The 17,844-nt window shown below is 52.0% G+C and carries 15 protein-coding genes; 6 read left to right on the top strand and 9 right to left on the bottom strand.

Going from position 1 to position 17,844, the window contains the following annotated elements; all coding sequences use genetic code 11:
• Positions 1-120 precede the first annotated feature (120 nt).
• Positions 121-1,026 carry a PhzF family isomerase gene (locus ACWAU4_RS16970; protein WP_037437371.1) on the top strand — a complete coding sequence of 302 codons (906 nt, stop codon included), beginning with the start codon at positions 121-123 and terminating at the stop codon, positions 1,024-1,026.
• Positions 1,027-1,177: 151 nt separating this feature from the next.
• Here ACWAU4_RS16970 and ACWAU4_RS16965 read toward each other — a convergent pair whose 3' ends face one another.
• The 3 genes from ACWAU4_RS16965 to pepA all read right to left on the bottom strand — a co-directional run bounded on the left by ACWAU4_RS16965 (position 1,178) and on the right by pepA (position 4,868).
• The gene (locus ACWAU4_RS16965; protein ID WP_071237081.1) at positions 1,178-2,215 is read right to left on the bottom strand and encodes an NADP-dependent oxidoreductase; all 1,038 of its coding nucleotides are present in this window, start codon (positions 2,213-2,215) and stop codon (positions 1,178-1,180) included.
• A 92-nt stretch (positions 2,216-2,307) separates the two neighbouring features.
• Positions 2,308-2,913 carry a TetR/AcrR family transcriptional regulator gene (locus ACWAU4_RS16960; RefSeq protein ID WP_071237080.1) on the bottom strand — a complete coding sequence of 202 codons (606 nt, stop codon included), beginning with the start codon at positions 2,911-2,913 and terminating at the stop codon, positions 2,308-2,310.
• Positions 2,914-3,359: 446 nt separating this feature from the next.
• Positions 3,360-4,868, bottom strand: coding sequence for a leucyl aminopeptidase (gene pepA, locus ACWAU4_RS16955; protein WP_028781604.1), 1,509 nt, complete (start codon positions 4,866-4,868; stop codon positions 3,360-3,362).
• A 238-nt stretch (positions 4,869-5,106) separates the two neighbouring features.
• Between pepA and lptF the strand changes: the two genes are divergently transcribed.
• Together lptF and lptG are read left to right on the top strand one after the other, a co-directional pair.
• Entirely contained in the window at positions 5,107-6,219 is a 1,113-nt protein-coding gene (gene lptF / locus ACWAU4_RS16950) for an LPS export ABC transporter permease LptF (RefSeq protein ID WP_025011394.1), read from the top strand.
• A complete protein-coding gene (gene lptG / locus ACWAU4_RS16945; protein WP_025889279.1) occupies positions 6,216-7,274 on the top strand; it encodes an LPS export ABC transporter permease LptG in 1,059 nt (352 codons plus the stop codon). The genes lptF and lptG overlap by 4 nt, the downstream gene beginning before the upstream one ends.
• Before the next feature lie 211 nt (positions 7,275-7,485).
• On the opposite strand, the gene ACWAU4_RS16940 is transcribed toward lptG, so the two are convergent.
• The 5 genes from ACWAU4_RS16940 to ACWAU4_RS16920 all read right to left on the bottom strand — a co-directional run bounded on the left by ACWAU4_RS16940 (position 7,486) and on the right by ACWAU4_RS16920 (position 10,695).
• Positions 7,486-7,995: an RDD family protein gene (locus ACWAU4_RS16940; protein WP_028781602.1), complete on the bottom strand. Its 510-nt coding sequence runs from the start codon at positions 7,993-7,995 to the stop codon at positions 7,486-7,488.
• A 25-nt stretch (positions 7,996-8,020) separates the two neighbouring features.
• Positions 8,021-8,272, bottom strand: coding sequence for a DUF2960 domain-containing protein (locus tag ACWAU4_RS16935; protein WP_025011397.1), 252 nt, complete (start codon positions 8,270-8,272; stop codon positions 8,021-8,023).
• A 26-nt stretch (positions 8,273-8,298) separates the two neighbouring features.
• Positions 8,299-8,649, bottom strand: a complete 351-nt coding sequence (locus ACWAU4_RS16930) for a DMT family protein (protein ID WP_107006303.1) — start codon at positions 8,647-8,649, stop codon at positions 8,299-8,301.
• 3 nt (positions 8,650-8,652) lie between these two features.
• Entirely contained in the window at positions 8,653-9,138 is a 486-nt protein-coding gene (locus ACWAU4_RS16925; protein ID WP_025011398.1) for a GNAT family N-acetyltransferase, read from the bottom strand.
• Between the two features lie 66 nt (positions 9,139-9,204).
• Positions 9,205-10,695, bottom strand: a complete 1,491-nt coding sequence (locus ACWAU4_RS16920; RefSeq protein ID WP_145840097.1) for a carboxypeptidase M32 — start codon at positions 10,693-10,695, stop codon at positions 9,205-9,207.
• A 437-nt stretch (positions 10,696-11,132) separates the two neighbouring features.
• On the opposite strand from ACWAU4_RS16920, the gene ACWAU4_RS16915 reads away from it, so the two are divergent.
• Both ACWAU4_RS16915 and ACWAU4_RS16910 read left to right on the top strand, forming a co-directional pair.
• Positions 11,133-11,765: a YqiJ family protein gene (locus ACWAU4_RS16915; RefSeq protein ID WP_039033177.1), complete on the top strand. Its 633-nt coding sequence runs from the start codon at positions 11,133-11,135 to the stop codon at positions 11,763-11,765.
• Between the two features lie 26 nt (positions 11,766-11,791).
• Positions 11,792-13,624, top strand: a complete 1,833-nt coding sequence (locus tag ACWAU4_RS16910; protein WP_083390188.1) for a flotillin family protein — start codon at positions 11,792-11,794, stop codon at positions 13,622-13,624.
• 574 nt (positions 13,625-14,198) lie between these two features.
• On the opposite strand, the gene ACWAU4_RS16905 is transcribed toward ACWAU4_RS16910, so the two are convergent.
• Complete coding sequence (locus ACWAU4_RS16905; protein ID WP_208124907.1) at positions 14,199-15,230, bottom strand: IS630-like element ISSen5 family transposase; 1,032 nt, start codon at positions 15,228-15,230, stop codon at positions 14,199-14,201.
• Positions 15,231-16,947: 1,717 nt separating this feature from the next.
• On the opposite strand from ACWAU4_RS16905, the gene ACWAU4_RS16900 reads away from it, so the two are divergent.
• On the top strand, positions 16,948-17,829 hold the full coding sequence (locus ACWAU4_RS16900) for a hypothetical protein (RefSeq protein ID WP_208125020.1): 882 nt from the start codon (positions 16,948-16,950) through the stop codon (positions 17,827-17,829).
• Positions 17,830-17,844 lie beyond the last annotated feature (15 nt).

Raw genomic sequence — 17,844 nt, 5'->3', positions numbered from 1 at the left:
TGAAATGGTCCGCGCCATCCCGATAAGGCTCTTGAGCTATCGGGTGACAAGCTACGCCTATATTGCCAAGGGTTGGGAAAGTGTCGATACTCGTTTGACGCTTTTGTTCCGGAGTCAATCATGGAGTTACAACTCTTTCAAGTGGATGCCTTTACCACTGAGCTGTTTGCCGGTAATCCCGCCGGTGTAGTGCTCAATGCCGATGGCTTGAATGAGCGGCAGATGCAAAATATCGCCAGAGAGCTAAATAATTCGGAAACGGCCTTTATTTTTAATACTTCAGGGGCCGATTACGATATCGAAGTCAGGTTTTTTACTCCCACTCAAGAGGTCCCTATTTGTGGCCATGCCACGGTGTCGGCCCACTATGTTTATGCCAAAAGTCGCAGTGTCACAGATGGAACCGTGATTCAAAAGACGGGAGCAGGAAAGCTACCGGTTACCATAGCACCGGAAGAGGGCGATATTTCAGTGCTGATGACTCAGGGAAAGGTAGAGTTTGGCGCCATCTTGAGTGCTGCCCAGGTTGAGTCATTGTTGCTGGGTACCGGCTTGCCTGAAGGGGCCCTGGTGACGGATTTGCCGGTACAGATAGTTTCTACCGGCCACTCCAAAGTGATGGTACCACTCAAGAGTAAAGCGCTGCTCGAGCAGGTCACCTTGGATGAGCCCAAGCTGGTGGCGTTGAGTCGGGAAATTGGTTGCAATGGTTTTTACCTGTTTACACTGGAGTCTGAAGAAGAGGGCGTGCTGGCTGCAGGGCGTATGTTTGCACCTGCCATAGGGATAACAGAGGATCCTGTGACGGGTAATGCCAATGGGCCTTTGGGCGCTTATTTGACTCACTACGGCAGCTTGCCTGCCAGCATGCAGGGCTCGGAGTTTTCCATCGCTCAGGGCGAACAGATGGGCCGCAAGGGATATATGCAGGTGCGGGTCTTTGCCGATAAAGAGACTGTTCACAAAGTTCAAATCAAAGGGCGTGCCCGGATTGTCTTTGAAACCAGGCTTAAGCTGGAGACCTGATCCAAAGCTTTGTTAAAGACGGCGTGAATAGCTTGAATTAAGCCATCAAAATTGGCGGCCCTCTTGGTTATGCTTATAGAGGACCGCAAGTCTTGCTTTGCTGGTTACCGAATGGCCGCAGGACTCAACTTGGTGCAGCCATCAGTTTTTATCACAGCGGCTCGGCAACCTTGATCACCAGCTTGCCGAAGTTTTTACCTTCAAGCAGGCCGATAAAGGCTTGTGGGGCCTGCTCCAGCCCTTCGACCAGTTGCTCCTTGTATTGAATTTTGCCTTGAGACAGCCAGTCACCCATATCCTTGGCAAACTCTTCATATCTGTGACCATAGTCGTCAAAAATGATAAATCCCTGCATCTTGATCCGCTTCACCAGAATGGTGCTCATCAGCAGTGACAGGCGATCCGGGCCGGCCGGCAACTCAGTGGCGTTATATTGAGACACCAAACCACATACAGGGACTCTGGCGCTGGTGTTAAGTAGGGGCAATACGGCATCAAACACCTTGCCGCCGACGTTTTCGAAATAGATGTCTATTCCCTGGTCGCAGACTCGGGCCAACTGCTCGGCGAAGTCCTCGGCCTTGTGATCCAGACACTCATCGAAACCCAGTACTTCTTTGGCGTGGCGACATTTCTCAGCGCCGCCGGCAATACCTATGACCCGGCAGCCCTTGAGTTTACCTATCTGGCCTACAGTAGCGCCAACCGGTCCGGTAGCGGCGGCAACCACCAGGGTTTCTCCCGCTTTGGGCTGGCCAATATCCAGCAGTCCCATATAGGCGGTGAAACCCGGCATGCCCATGACTCCGAGGGCGTATGAAGGGGCAGCCGGCGCTTTGCCGAGTTTCAACAACCCTTCACCGTCCGAAAGGGCATAGTTTTGCCAGCCAGTGTAAGCGAGCACCCACTCACCGACTTCAAAGTCCGGATGACGGGACTCTTCCACCTGGCAAACCGTACCGCCGACCATGATATCGTTCACGGCTACCGGCTCGGCATAGGATTTTGCATCACTCATGCGGCCGCGCATGTATGGATCCAGCGACAGATAGATGGTGCGCAGCAACACCTGGCCGTCACCTGCCACCGGCTTGCTGCTGCTTTCCAGACGGAAGTTGTCTGCATTGGGAGCGCCGCTCGGGCGAGAGGCCAGCACAATGCGCTGATGTGGGTTTTGATTGGCAGTCATAATAGGCTCCATTGGCTTTTATTGCTTAATTAGACCGGTCGTCTAGTTTTTGGTTAAAAAAATCCCGCCACATGTGTGGCGGGGAGTATCTGTTACTGGCCGCTGTTGTCCAGCCTGCCTGCGAGTATGTTGTCAGTGGTTTGCATTGCCAGATTAAGGGCGTTTTTATCCTGAGTCAGCTTGCTCATCAGGCTGGCCCCCAGCCAGAGGTTGTAAAGTAGCTGCGCCGTCTGGTCACTGTTGCCGACTTTGACAGAGCCATCCCGGTTACCGGCTTCGATACATTCGGCAATGGTGGCAATGATCCGCTTGGCACCTTGCAGCAGCGCCATACGCATCGGCTCAGAGAGATCGGCCACTTCGGCACTTAGCTTTACTACCAAGCACTTTTGCGCGCCACAGACATCGGCGTCGCAGTCCAGCCAGAGTTGCCAGTAGCTTTGCAGCCGTTGTAGCGCCGGAGTGCGCTCATGGCCCAGCAGTGCCTGCAGCTTATCCTGATAATCGTTGAAATAGTCCTTTATCAGGGCTTCACCGAACTGCTCCTTGGATTTGAAGTAGTGGTAGAAGGAGCCCTTGGGGACTTTGGCATGTTGCAGCAGTTGTGACAGGCCAACATTGGAAAAGCCTTTGGTTACGACGAGCTGGTAACCCGTGTCCAGTATGTGTTGGCGTGTGCTTTGTGTCTGTGTGTTCATGGCGGCCAGTATAATTACCATTAGACCAGTCGTCTAGTGGTTTATTTGAACAACGCTTATTTGGATTGGGGCCTAAGTGTCAGAACCAAGTGACTAAGGAAACACGATAGAAAGTAACTGGATTAAAAACAATGAATTAAAGCGTTCAGAGTTAAAGCAAACGGAGTCATGTTGGCTGGAACTTTATAGTTGGAAGGCGAGTTTTATGGGGCTGTATTGAGCCACGACCATTCAAAAGGTCGGTTTACTATGGCTTAGCTCTGTGGTTTGAGCCGTGGATGAATACCATTTTGCTCAAGCGCCGGCTCACTCGGCGATAATCAAAAGGCGGGGGCGATAATCAAAAGACGGGGAAGGAGCAGGACAAAGGGAAGATTGGCTTTATAAAATAGCCAATAAAAAGCGAAGCACTGGGCTTCGCTTTTTATTGGCAGGGAGTCAGGCGCTTATTCGCCTTGCTCGACCCCGGCGCGGTTCAGCAGGAACTGCGCCAGCATAGGAACCGGACGACCGGTTGAGCCCTTGTTGGCGCCGCTGTTCCAGGCTGTACCTGCTACATCCAAGTGAGCCCAGTGGTACTTCTTGGTAAAGCGCGACAGGAAACAGGCCGCCGTGATAGACCCGGCAGGGCGTCCGCCCAGGTTGGTCATATCGGCAAATGGGCTGTCCAGCATCTCCTGATACTCATCCCATATCGGCAGGCGCCAGGCGCGGTCACCACTCTGCTCACCGGCATTGAGCAGCTCACTCGCCAGTGGGTTATGGGCAGAGAACAGACCTGAGGCGTGTTTACCCAGCGCGATAACACAGGCACCTGTCAGAGTGGCGGTATCGACCACCAGTTCAGGGTCGAAGCGCTCCACATAGGTGAGTACATCACAAAGCACCAGACGGCCTTCGGCGTCTGTGTTGAGCACTTCCACGGTTTGACCGCTCATGGTGGTGAGAATATCACCTGGGCGATAGGCGTTGCCGGAAGGCATGTTTTCACAGCCGGCCAGTACCCCAACCACATTGATAGGCAGCTTCATTTCACAGATGGCCTTCATGGTACCCAGTACCCCGGCAGCGCCGCCCATGTCGTATTTCATTTCATCCATGGCTTCGCCCGGCTTGAGCGAGATACCACCTGAGTCAAAAGTCAGGCCCTTACCCACAAGCACTATCGGCTTGGCGGTCGTATCGACGGCGCCCTGATACTCCATCACTGTCATGATGGACTCGTTGGCACTGCCACGGCCCACGGCCAGGTAGGCGTTCATGCCAAGCTTGGCCATCTGCTCTTCACCGACAGTGCTGACCTTCAGGTTCTCGTGCACTTCGGCCAGTTGCCGGGCCTGGGAGGCCAGATAAGCCGGGTTACAGATGTTGGGTGGCATATTGGCCACGTCGCGGCACAACTGCATACCGGCAGAAACACCGACACCGTGCTCGATGGCGCGCTCGCCGACCGTCAGTTCACGACGGGTAGGGACATTGAATACCAGTTTGCGCAGCGGGCGGCGGGTCTCGCCCTTGCGGGTCTTGAGTCCATCGAAGCTGTAGAGGGTAGAGCTGGTGGTTTCCACGGCCTGGCGCACTTTCCAATAAGTGTCGCGGCCTTTAACGTGCAGTTCGGTCAGGAAGCAAACGGCTTCCATTGAGCCGGTATCGTTGAGGGTGTTGATCGTCTTGGTGATGATCTGCTTGTATTGGCGCTCGTCTAGTTCTCGTTCTTTTCCGCAACCTACCAGCAGAACCCGCTCACTCAGTACATTGGGTACATGATGCAGGAGCAACATCTGCCCGGGCTTACCTTCCAGATCGCCACGACGCAACAGGTTGCTGATGTAACCTTCACTGATTTTGTCCAGTTGTTCGGCGATGCCGGACAGGCGACGGGGTTCGTAAACGCCTACAACTATGCAGGCCGAGCGCTGTTTTTCGGGGCTGCCGCTCTTTACGCTAAACTCCATGAGCTCTCCTAGATTCTTTTAAAGACAAACTTTTTTATTTATTGGATAATGTCTGCTTGTGCCGCCCAAAGGCGGAAAATTTCCTGCAGCAGGGGGCTGGTTTGGCTGACAAGAATCATACGCCTGAAACAACCAAAATGCCGCCTGTTATGGTCAGAAAACTATCAAAAGTAGACAGTCTACATGAAAGTAACACTGACACCAGCAAAAAGATAAGTTTGGATACCGGATTCAGCCTGTGATTGTATTTAGATACTTGATCCGCGAAGTTTTGAAGGCACAAATAGCGGTGCTTTCAGTCTTGTTAGCTATTTTTATCAGCCAGCAATTTGTCCGCATCCTGGCCGATGCCTCCGATGGCGAATTTCCCGCTTCCCTGGTGATGACACTGATAGGCCTCAATCTGCCCGAACTGGCGGTGCTTATCCTGCCCCTGAGTCTGTTTCTGGGGATCTTGCTCGCCCATGGTCGCATGTATGCAGAAAATGAGATGGTGGTCTTTCACGGGGTCGGCATCAGCGAATGGTATGTCACCCGGGTAACCCTGATCCTGGCGTTGCTCAACAGCCTGTTTACCGGTTATCTGGCGCTTTATGTCGCGCCTTGGGCGCAGGACAAACAGCACACGGTTTTGGAAAAGGCTCAGTCAGAGGCCGGGCTTGCCGCCCTGGTTCAGGGACGTTTTCAAACCAGTGCCAATGGCCGGGCTGTGCTCTTTGTTGAAAAAATCAGTAAAGACAATGAACTGGAAAAAGTCTTTGTGGCCCAGCTTCCCGATGCGGAAGACGAGAGTGGCGTTACCAACCTGGTAGTAGCCCATGGTGGCCGGGTGGTGGAAGACGCAACAGGTGGTCAGCGGCTCAAGCTCGATGATGGCGTGCGTTATCAGGGAGCCCCGAACCGGGTGGATTACCAGGTGATTGAGTTCGGCGGTTATCAGATGCAGCTCAAAGAGCAGGAAGTGGATGAGAGGGATCGTAAGTTATCTGCCGTGCCTTTCAAGGAACTGCTCAATACGCCAGGGCCGGAAGCCGTGGCCGAATTCCACTGGCGACTGGCCATTCCGCTGGCGATCCCCTTGATGACTCTGATTGCTGTGCCGCTGGCGCGGGTCAATGTGCGCCAGGGCAAATTTGCCAAGGTGTTCCCGGCGGTATTGCTCTATCTTGGTTATTTCGGCTTGATGGTCGCCGGGCGCAAGGCGCTGCAGGATGAGGTGATCCCGGCCTGGCTGGGGATGTGGTGGATCCATGCCTCGGCACTGGTGATGGGCATCTTGCTGATAGGTAAGGGCAGACCTTTGGGCACTCGCCTGACCGGCTTGTTTAAACGCCGGGGGGCCGCAGCATGAAGATACTGGACTGGTATATTGCCAGAGTACTGCTCAGCACCTCTGCCTTGTGTTTGCTGATTTTGACCGGGCTTTCCGGGATCATCAAATGGGTCGATCAGCTGCGTCTGGTGGGCCGGGGCAGCTACACCATGATGGACGCCGCCGTCTATGTGCTGTTTTTGATCCCAAGAGATGTGGAGATGTTCTTCCCCATGGCCGTGCTGCTTGGGGCGCTCATCGGTATGGGCATGCTGGCCTCCAACTCTGAACTGATAGTGATGCAGGCCTCCGGCATGTCACGGCTGCAGATCACCCTGTCGGCGATGAAGACGGCGGTTCCTTTGATGCTGTTGGTGATGGTACTGGGGGAATGGGGCGCGCCGGTGGCGGAGCAGAAGGCTTATGAGCTTAAGACCAACAAGATCTCCGGCGGCAACCTGATTAAGTCCCACCGCGGGATTTGGGCTAGAGACGGAAACCTGTTCGTCAACATTGGCGAGATTGAGGATGTGACCCGTCTTGGCAATATTACCCTTTATGAGTTTGACTCAGAGCAGAAGTTGGCCAGTGTGGTGCACGCCGAGCAGGCGATCTACACCAAGGAATATTGGCGTTTATTGGAGGTTCGCCGCACTGTGTTCAAAAATGAGCAAGTGGTGCTGGATAACCTCAAGGAAGACAGATGGCCCTCCAGTTTGACACCGGACAAGCTGAGCGTGGTGTCGGTTAAACCCGATGCCCTGTCTATCCGTGGTTTGGTCGGTTATCTCGATTATCTGAAGAACAACAATCAGGACGCCAGTCGCTATGAGTTGGCATTGTGGCGTAAGGTGATGCAACCCATCACAGTGGCTGTGATGATGCTGGTGGCGCTCTCTTTTGTGTTCGGGCCGCTGCGAACCGTCACCATGGGGGCCAGGGTATTACTCGGGGTGATAGCCGGCTTTACCTTCTATATCTGTAATGAGATCTTCGGCCCCATGAGCATTGTCTATGAGCTGCCGGCCTTGATGGGCGCCATGATGCCGAGTGTGCTGTTTACCGGCGCGGCTATCTACTATATCCGCCGCTGAGGACGCTGAGGACGCTGAGGACGCTGAGGATTGAAGGCTTGAGAGTAAAGCCGCTGCAGTTTAAAGCCTCCCTTGTTGATTAACCCTATGAAAAATCCCTGTCAGTGACAGGGCTTTTTGCTGTGGTTTGCGTATTGTAGGCATCTAGAACGCTTTATTTTAATGCCATCGCTACCTGGGTATTTCAGGCTATTATCTCAGAATCCGTGTCTCAGGCTCCGTGCCAGTTACGCAGTGAGTTGGCTTCTTTACTGAGAAGCACCACTTCTGAGCGGGTCATGCTGTCCTGCAGAGCCAGTTTGTCACCGCTGAACAAGATCCACAGGTTGCCTATTCCCAACAAGGACCAAACCACCCGTGCCAGCGCGGTAATAAAACTCAGGTTTTGGCCGTTGGGATGCTGCACCTTGAGGCGCCAGGCGCGCATGCCCAGAGTCTGGCCGCCCTTGGACCAGAACAGGGCGTAGAAACCGGCCACACAGCAGGCCAGCCACAGCTGATAGAGGCCGTGATAGAGGCTGTTGCCATTGAGCAGATCCGAAACATGTTCATAGTTCCCCATGGGAATGAGGCCGGAGGCAGTCAGGCCGGTAAAGATCCCAAACCCTATGGCACCGGCAAACATGTAGACGGCTACCGCCAGCAGCAGATCATAAACGGCGGCACCGAGGCGCTTGAAAAAGCCGGCTCGGGGAAAATTGGCGTGCTCTGGATTTATCATGGCTTAACCCTCTTTTGGGCAGGTATTAACCCTGCTCTTCTTCTTTGACAAAGTGGATATGACGAAACCCCATACGGGCGAATTCACTGGTGCGATAGCTCTTCAGGGCGCCACCGCCTTTGGCTGTCATGGCGACTTGTTGCTCCATTGCCAGAAAACGGCTGAGATCTATTCCCTCGGCGGCGGCAACAGCCTCGTACATGTCGTGGTATTTGTCATAGGCAAAGTTGATCACTTTCGCGACCCCCTTGTATTCATAGGCGACCTGACGTGCCATCTTGTGTCCTCATTAAAGCAGTGGGCTCAACCGAACTTACTGCGAAATATAAAATAAACGGCGCCGAGCATACACAACCCGGCCCAAAGATAGTCCAGTTTCAGTGGTTCCTTTAGGTAATAGAATGAAAAAGGAACAAACAGACTCAGGGTGATGACTTCCTGAAGTATCTTGAGCTGGCCCACATTCATCACACTATAACCAATACGGTTGGCCGGTACCTGCAAAAGATATTCGAACAGGGCTATGCCCCAACTGACCAAAGCGGCAATGATCCAGGGTTTACCTGAAAGGGACTTGAGGTGGCCGTACCAGGCAAAGGTCATAAAGATATTGCTCAGGCACAACAAGCCTATGGTGATGAGTGTGGGTTGCATCTGTCAGCGGGCTACCGGATAGACCATATAACTGGCGTCATCTGTATAGGTGGCCAGCGATTTTTCGATACGCTTGTGGTTAAAGCCGAGCTTTTCCCAGTAACCACAGGCGCCCTGTACTGCAACCAGTGACAAGGAACCCAGGCGCAGTTTTTCCGCCTGAAGCTTGAGGGTGTCAAACAGTTTGCGTCCGGCGCCGAATCCCTGAGCCCTGTTGCTGATGGCAATATCATGCAGATAAAGGGTGTCGGCCTTGGGCAGTGTGGTAATCGCCTTGTACAGTGGCGGAGGGGTGTCTTCGGTCCAGGGATGAGCCAGACAATAGCCTACCACCTGGTCACTCTTTTCAAGGACATAGCAGGTTTGCGGTGATGCCTGCCACTTGCTCTTGAGCACATGTAAAGGTTCGGGGGCCAGAGCGTGGTAGCACTCTGCTTGAATTTCGCCTATGGCTTGCCAGTCATCCTGGCTAATGGCGCGTATCAACATCTGAATTCACTTTCTCTTTTCAGTTACTTCGTAGAAACGCGCCATTATACCATTTTTGCAGATAAATTAATCCAGATAGCGCTGCTGCAGATGGCGCTGCAGGAAGTTGGGATCCAGACTCTGCCCTGTGGCGCTGCGGATCAGTTCATCGGTTTCCAGCAGGCACCCCTTGGACCAGATCTTTTCATCCAGCCAGTCGCAAATCTGCCCCAGCTTATCCTGGCTCAGCAGGGCTTCAATGGGGCCCAACTCGGCTTCCATGGCAAATCTCAGCTGGGCGGCATACATGGCGCCCAAGGTATAGCTGGGGAAATATCCCAGTTCGCCCAAGGTCCAGTGAATATCCTGCATGCAGCCATCTTTATAATTCCCGGCAGTACTCAGCCCCAGATATTGCTGCATCTTTTGATCCCAGAAATCGGGTAGGTCTTTCACTTCCAGGCTGCCGTCGATAAAGGCCTGCTCGGCTTCAAATCGCAGCAGTATGTGCGCCGGATAGGTGACTTCATCGGCATCGACCCGGATAAGACCCGGCTTGACCCGGGTGATATTGTCGACCAGTTCATGGGCCGATACCGGGCAGTCGAGATGTCGGCGAATTCTCGGATAGAGCTTGCTGATAAAGGCGCGGCTGCCGCCGAGTTGCATCTCAAAAAACAGGCTCTGACTCTCGTGGATCCCCATGGAGCGAGACATTCCGGCGGGTTGTCCTCGCCAATCCTTTGGCAGCGCCTGCTCGTAACGGGCATGACCCGTTTCGTGAATAGTGGAGGTGAGGGCAGCGATAAAGTCATCTTCCGTGTAGCGACTGGTGAGGCGGATATCACCGGGCACGCCACCGCAAAATGGGTGCGAGCTGACATCCAAGCGCCCTTGATTGAAATCAAATCCCAGGTATTGCATTACCTCCCGTCCCAGCAGCTTTTGGTCTGCTATCGGGTAGTCGCCGGCGCTGCTCTTGTAACTCTGGTGCAGCTGCTTGTGCTTCACTTTTTGGATAAGCTCGGGCAACCAGTCCCGCACCGCTCCGAGAGTGGTCTCCAGCCGCTCACATGTCATGCCGGGTTCAAATCTGTCCAGCAGGGCATCGTAACCGGCCTTGCCAGTGTGCGCCGAGCGAGCCTGGGCTTCTTCTCGCACCAAGGCGATTACCGCCTCAAGATTGGGGCGAAACCCTTGCCAATCGTTGTTTTGTCGCTGTTCACGCCATTGGTTTTCACAGCGATAACCCGCCAGCGTCTTGGCCTGCACCAAGTCCCCCGGTACGGCTATAGCTTGGGCATAGTGCCAGCGCATCTCTCTGAGGTTGGCTTGCTGCTCGATACTGAGTTCGGCGGCCTTGGCTTCGGCGCTATCCAGCCATTCGGCAAGCCGGGGCGAGGTTTTTAAACTGTGAATGTGTAATGCCAACTCGGCCATCGCCTCGGAGCGGGCCTCGCTGCCTCCCATGGGCATCATGGTGGCTTGGTCCCAGTCCCCCAGGGCACTGAAATGCTCAAAGTGGCTGATGGTACGAAAGTGCTGGCAAAGTTGCTGATATTCGGTTTTGGCTGTCATGGTGTGCTCTGGAATGTCTGGCATTCATCAAAGAATAACTGCCCCTATGCTAACCAAGCCAAGGGACGATACTCAAGCAGTTTTCAGTAGGCTTTACTCATGCATAGATTTATTAAGATAATGTTTTGTAACAAAAAATAAAGGTGTGGAACTAATTGGGGTATTCCCTGTTGCCGATATTGAGCCGGCAGTTTGCGACTTAAGGTTAACTGAGCCTGGTTAAGCCTTAAGCGTTGCGATGGCAGCATAAAGCCTTCTGGATTGAGGTATAACCTGAGCCTTATTGTGAACTGCTTCCGATTTCTGACGTCAAATGCAGATAAAAGCTATTGGAGTCCAAGCTTGCCTGGAGGTAAACTCAGGAATTACCTGAATTTAACAGGCATATATGGAATGTTGGCGACCGGGAGCGGTCGTCGCCCACAAGGAGGAATCCTGTGCTGGACTTTTTTCTGGCCCAGTCCAATCTGCCCTATGCTGTAGCCTTGGCAATAGTGGCACTGCTTGGAGTGATAGAGGGACTCACATTAATCGCGGGTATCAGCCTGATGGCCGCCATGGATGACTGGCTTCCCGATGCCGATCTTGATACTGACCTGCCTCAGGGCGGACTGACAGCGCTGGCCGGTTGGCTCTGCCTGGATAGGCTGCCTGTGCTTATCTGGTTTGTACTGGCACTGGGATGTTTCAGTATTACGGGCTACCTGCTTAACTATTTTTCCTGGCTGCTGACCTCGGCCCTGTTGCCACAAGTGTTTTCTTTGCTGCTGGCCTTGCCGCTAGCGGCGGTTGCCTGCCATTTCCTCGGTGGGCAGTTGGCCCGAATCCTTCCCAAAAATGAATCCAGTGCCGTCTCAATCGAAGATCTCAGCGGCAGCGTCGGCACTGTGACACTCGGCTGTGCCATCAAGGGAAATCCCAGCGAGGCTGTGGTTCAGGATCAGTACCGTCAGAAACACTATGTCCTGGTCGAGCCCGAAGACGAAGACACCGAATTCCCGGCAGGGGTGCAAGTGGTGCTGCTGAGACGCAGCGGCCGCGTGTGGTCTGCCACCCGTTTTGAACAATAATCTAACCAAAGAAGGAAACAACAGGAATGGAAACCATCCCGGGTTTAAATACCAGCGGCACCAGTATGTTGCTGTTTACCGCAGGCGCAGTAGTGCTCTGCCTGTTGGTGATAGGGTTTATTTTTGCCAAGCTCTATTGCCGCGCCACCAAAGAGATGGCCTTTGTGCGCACGGGTTTCGGTGGTGAAAAGGTAGTCAAAGATGGCGGCGCCATTGTCCTGCCGGTACTGCATGAAATTATTCACGTCAATATGAACACCCTGCGCATCGAAGTGGGCAAGACCCAAAAAGATGCCCTGATCACCAAAGACAGAATGCGGGTGGACGTCAAGGCCGACTTTTACTTGAGGGTGGCTCCCAATGCCGAAGGTATCTCCATGGCGGCCCAGACATTGGGCGGTCGCACCAATAGGGTGGAAGAGCTCAAGAAGCTGATGGAGTCCAAGTTTGTTGACGTGCTGCGCGCAGTGGCTGCCGAAATGAACATGACAGAGATGCACGAACAGCGGGCCGACTTTGTACAGCGGGTGCAGAACAACGTTGCCAACGATCTCGAGAAAAACGGTCTGGAACTGGAGTCGGTTTCTCTGACAGGTTTTGACCAGACAGAGCTGGAGTTCTTCAATGAGAACAACGCCTTTGACGCCGAAGGTCGTGCCAGACTCGCCAAGATCATCGAAGAAAAACGTAAAGAAACCAACGATATTCAGCAGGACAACCGGATCCAGATTGAGTTGCGTAACCTGGAAGCCGAAAAAGAGTCGCTGAATATTGAAAAGGCTGAAGAGGAAGCACGTTTGATCCAGCAACAGGCGCTGGAGTTCAAGCGCGCCGAGCAAAAGGCCGAGATCATCAAGCAGAAAGAGCAAAAGCAGCGTGAGGAGCGGGAGGCGGAAATCGCCAAGGAACGCGCCATCGAGTCGGCGGAAATTGAAAAGACCAAAGACATAGAAACCCGCGAAATTGAAAAGCGTAAGCAAATTGAGCAGGCCAGAATTCAGCAGCTGCGAGATATCGAAGTCTCCGAACAGGAGAAACAGATTGCGGTTGCCGCCAAGTCGGAAGAAGAATCTGCTGCCAGAGCCCGCGCCGCCGAGGCCGAAAAGCTCAAGGTTGAAAAAGAGGAAGCGGTCATCACAGTGCGTCAGGTGGCTGAGGCCAATCGTCGCAAAGAGATTGAAGTTATTGACGCCCGTAAAGAGGCAGAGCGGGAAGCCGTTGGGGTTACAGTTCAGGCTGAAGCCGAGAAACGCGCCGCCGAAGACAGATCCATAGCGATACTGACTGAAGCCCGCGCCAGTGCCGATGCCAAGATGCTCAAGGCCGAGGCCGATGAGAAGGTGTATGCGGTGGAAGCGGCCGGTAAACAGGCACTGCACGAAGCCGAGAACGTGTTGCGTGACGAGCAAGTTGCCCTACAGCGCTCACTGGCGATCCTCAAAGTTCTGCCGGAAATCGTCGCCAATGCGGTTAAACCGCTGGAAAACATCGAAGGCATCAAGATCCTTCAAGGCTATGGCAGCGGCGTAACCGGCCAACTGGGGACTGCTTCTGATGGCACCGGTGTCAAGGGCGGCATTGCCGAGCAGGTTACCAGTGCGGCGCTCAACTACCGTGCCAACGCGCCTGTGGTCGATGCCATGCTCAGAGAGTTGGGGCTGGTAGATGCCGAAAAGGGCGGCCTGAATGATCTGCTGAGCGGCAACAACATGCTCACCCATGAAGCGTTGCAAATCGCCCGGGATACCAAGGCCAGTGCCGAGCCCAAAGTGGAGACGGTAAAGCCTGTCAGCCAAAACAATGTGGCCTATGAAGTGACTTTGGATATAGATAAGCCTGAGCAACCGAGAAACGCTTAAGCCCGGTTGTACTCATCAATGCCCTCCAATAGGAGGGCATTTTCTATCAGGCATAGCTTGTTCTTATCAGGTATAGCTTCTTCTTATCAGGCATTGCCTCGGAAAATTCGTTTTCAATTCGCCAAACCAGGTTCGGCTACGCCAATATGCAAATAACGCCTAATGGCGGTTTCGAGCGGGAGTTGGTGCAATTCTGTTAGCGCTGAGTAGCTTGGAACATCTGAAGTGTCTGCAGACATACGCCTATTCCCCAGGCACAGGTGGAACTGTGACCGTCGAAAACAGGGCCGAATTTTGTTCCAGACAAATTCGGCATTTCCTACGTCCCTGTAGGTCAGATGTTTTCGTCGAGGCTACATGGACGTATTCACAACAACTTTCCTGTTTAACGGCCAGCTCACCATCCCTGGTTCGCGGTCGAAAGCATGTTGCTGTGCAACTCTCGCCGAGTCACAGGATCGCCTGTGCATAAGCCTGCGGCAGGCAATGGGAGACGTCCGTTGCTGGAAGTTCAATCTATGTTATTTGGCTATTTTGAGCTGAAAGCCATGCTAAATAGCTGATCCGAATACTGCTACATTTTCGCGATGCCATGTCCGTTGCCGGGAAAAGGCGAAACGGTTTCCATAAAATGCCATACCTTACCAAGAAGTTCCCGCATGTTTCGGCAACTGTGATTACGGGTTACCGTTTCATGTAGTGCCAACCATAAGCGCTCTATCTTGTTGACCCAAGGTGAGTATACCGGTTGAAACAACAACCTGAACTTGGGGTTGCTCTTGAGCCAAGCCAGTGTTTTACGGCTCTTGTGAATGATGTAATTATCCAGAATTAGCGTGATAGTTTTGGCTTTGCGGTAATGTCGTTTGAGCTTTTCCAGCACCGCAATAAACAGCTCCGATGCCTTGCTGGCGCTGCTCACATAAAGCACTTTTCCTGTCTTGGTATGTAGCGCTCCTGCCAAGTAGTGCTTGCGGTTGTTACCCGGGGTGACAACACGTTTTTGCTGCCCTTTGGGCATCCAGTCCGCCCCGATTTTGGGGTTGAGGTCGATGTCTACTTCATCTTCATAGAATACCGGGTGCTCAGCACTGCACTGTTCAAGTGCCTGATTTATAGCGGCAATTTTCTCAGCTTTGTATGGGTCTTTAATGCGCAACGTCGGGGCTGAGCGGCGCCAGACTATGCCTGCTTCGGGTAACAGGCGGCGAATGGTTGATGCAGCTACGCATAGCTTAAGCTGTGCATTAATCACCTTGGCAAGCAGCTCACTGCTCCAGCGGCTACGCTGGTAACCAAAGTCTTCCGGACAAAGCTGGATAAGCAGTGACAGACAGAGCAATATCGGGTTAATAGGCAAGATGGTTGGCCGCCCCGGCTTCTCTGATTTCAGTCCATCGATGCCACATTGGGTGTACCAGCCCAACCATCGGCCTATGCTGGAGCGGGCTGCGCCGGTGATGTGCTGAACTTGGGTAACCGGCAGCCCTTGATGCAACATCAACATCGCAATAAGACGCCTGGCAAAGTGCTTATCGTTGGTTTTTTGAATCAATTTTTGCATGCGCTTGCGCTCAGCGCGGCATAGTGGTGCTAAGATAGCCATTCTCAGTCCTCGGCGAGTGGTGGGTTTGTTTGGCGATAGATCTGATCGCTCAAACAGGACTGAGTTCCCTTCCTGTGATCTACTATTTGGAACAGCTATTTAGCCGCTGTGGCAGCGGCGTAAAGTCGTGGAGCTTCGCCCCACACCCGACCAAGAAGGGATCAACAGCAATCCCCTCTTGGATCTCCCTTGCCGCCCCACACGGTGTCGAAAGCCCCTCGGCCTAATGGCGCAAATAACTATCGCTTCAGACGCTCCGAGTCACATCCATGTGACTCGGACCCAGCTCAACATCCTGTCTCGCGCTCGTTAGCTCGTCGCTAGGCGACACTCGCCCTTGATTCGACTGAGCTGCGTCAGTATCTGCCGGACAGGAGTCCCAATGCCGTGAAGGGCAGGACGCCCGTGAACGGCCATGCCTCAGCCACGTTATTTGCGCCAAAGGCTTTCGGCGACACCGAGGGGGAAGTCGGTGCAATTCTGCAATAATAATGTTGTTTGACATTGCTTATATATCCGCAGACATACGCCTATTTTCCAAGCATAGGCGGGACTGTGACCTTCCGAGCCAGGGATGGCGAGGCAGAGCTTACAGGGACGTACTCGCAGCGAGTCACAGGATCGCCTGTGCGAAAGGCGCACCGCAGGTGATGGGCTACACCGTGGCTGGAAGCTATTATAGCCGCTGTTCCAGTGGCTTAAAGTCGTGGAGTTTCACCCCACACCCGACCATGAAGGGATCAACAGCAATCCCCTCTTGGATCTCCCTTGCCGCCCCACACGGTGTCGAAAGCCCCTCGGCCTAATGGCGCAAATAACTAGCGCTTCAGACGCTCATCCCTGATTCGACTGTCGCTGCTTCGGCATCCATGCCTCAGCCACGTTATTTGCGCCAACGGCTGTCGGCGACACCGAGGGGGATTAGTGCAATTCTGTTAGTACCGAGTAGCTTGAAACACCTGAAGTGTCTGCAGACATACAGCTCATTTTCAGGCTCTGGCTCTAGTTCTGGTGGGACTGTGACCGTTGAAAACAGGGAAGAATGCAAACACCCAGTCAATTCTGCTTCAAAAACAAACCAAATCAGGTTTTTGTTGCCTTTGTCAAAACTTGACCTTTGGCTAATTGTTTTCAAATTCAGTACTGGGTATTGTATAACCAATTCAAACGCTTAGCTTTAGCACTTCCTTAAGCTTAAGGACGAAAGCAACAACACTTTTCCGTTTTCAGCGGAATGTAGGGACAAACAGAGTTTGGACCCGTGCGGTAGCCATGGCTTTACTCAACGCTTTTTGTAGGGTCCTTGGTTTTACTGCTTGGAACGCTTATGACAAGCGCCTCAGAACTGATTTTCTATACAGTATTATTGCCGTTCCAGGAAAAATCCCGGAAATTTGCAGCTAAGTTTGCGCGTTATTTTTGTAACATTTTATAAAATAACATTAAATTCATAAAGTTAAAAAATACAGCTGGTAGATAATAGGTTTGGAAACCGCGCATGCGCGTTTAGCTGCAAGGGATATTAAGACTAAACTCTATTATATCCAGCTAATACAAACAGATAGCGATGCGCGTTTACACTCCTCCGAGGACTAAAACGCGCATGCGCACTATACAGCTGTTAGTTTGCTCCACAATCCTCAGTCAAAACACAAGCATTGACAAAGTCTAATCTATGTGATTTTTTTGTGTGATTCGAACAAAGGGATTGTAAATTATGCAGTGTTACAAACTTTTACCACCTGTAGGTGTTTATAAGCAGTTATCAGTAAATTCATATGAAAGGGATACAAAAAAAGAGTTTCCTTATTATCAAACTATAAATAATGTTGAACGTTACCTTGCTTGCTGTCCTGGCTGCTCAAATCCAATACAAATCGTGAACCTTTATAACAATAAAAGGCTTGAGGCTGATCAAAGGGTTCAACGAATGCATGCAAGACATTGTACGACTCCACTGAAAGGTTTTCCTGCTTTTGATCAGACAGCTTATGATGAATGCCCGTTCTCAAATCCTATGTCGTTTTCAGGGCAGTCTAAAAAGTCAAAAGGGACAGATGATAGTGAATTGTTGTCAATTTTGTTTGAACACACCGAAACAGTATTAGCGTTTATGAGAAACGTCACAGGTATCAAAATATCAGAGAATCTCTTTGAAAGAATGTTAGGAAAGTTTATAGAGAGTGATGGCATCCACTTTCGTCATGTAAACAAATTTAACTTACCTTATTCATTTCTATATATGTCTGGGAATCAAAGTATTAACTTTCAGTATTTAAATAATGGTGATCCCCTTGGGCTTGAGTCCGAGATTAACAGAAAGAGTAAATACTTTTTAGTACAAAAAGGTCAAGTCAAGAAAAAAGAACACACTAGTGGCGCACAAATCAGAATGTACTTCACAGATCATAAGAGTGTAAAACGGCAAGATGAAGTCGTGCAAAAAATGACAATGGTATTGCATGAGGAGCTTTCAGGTTCAGAAAATACAATAACTGAGAAAACTATTGAGTTTGACAGTAGTTACTTCTTCAATACGATCTCTAAAAATCAGAGGCTTCGTACAAGTGCTAAGAAGTTTTATGGGAAAAATACTTGATTAGGTAAATACCAA

The organism is Shewanella sp. FeAMO, assembly GCF_053653955.1.
Note: the sequence above shows the minus strand (reverse complement) of the source record. Positions and strands in the feature narration are given on the sequence as shown.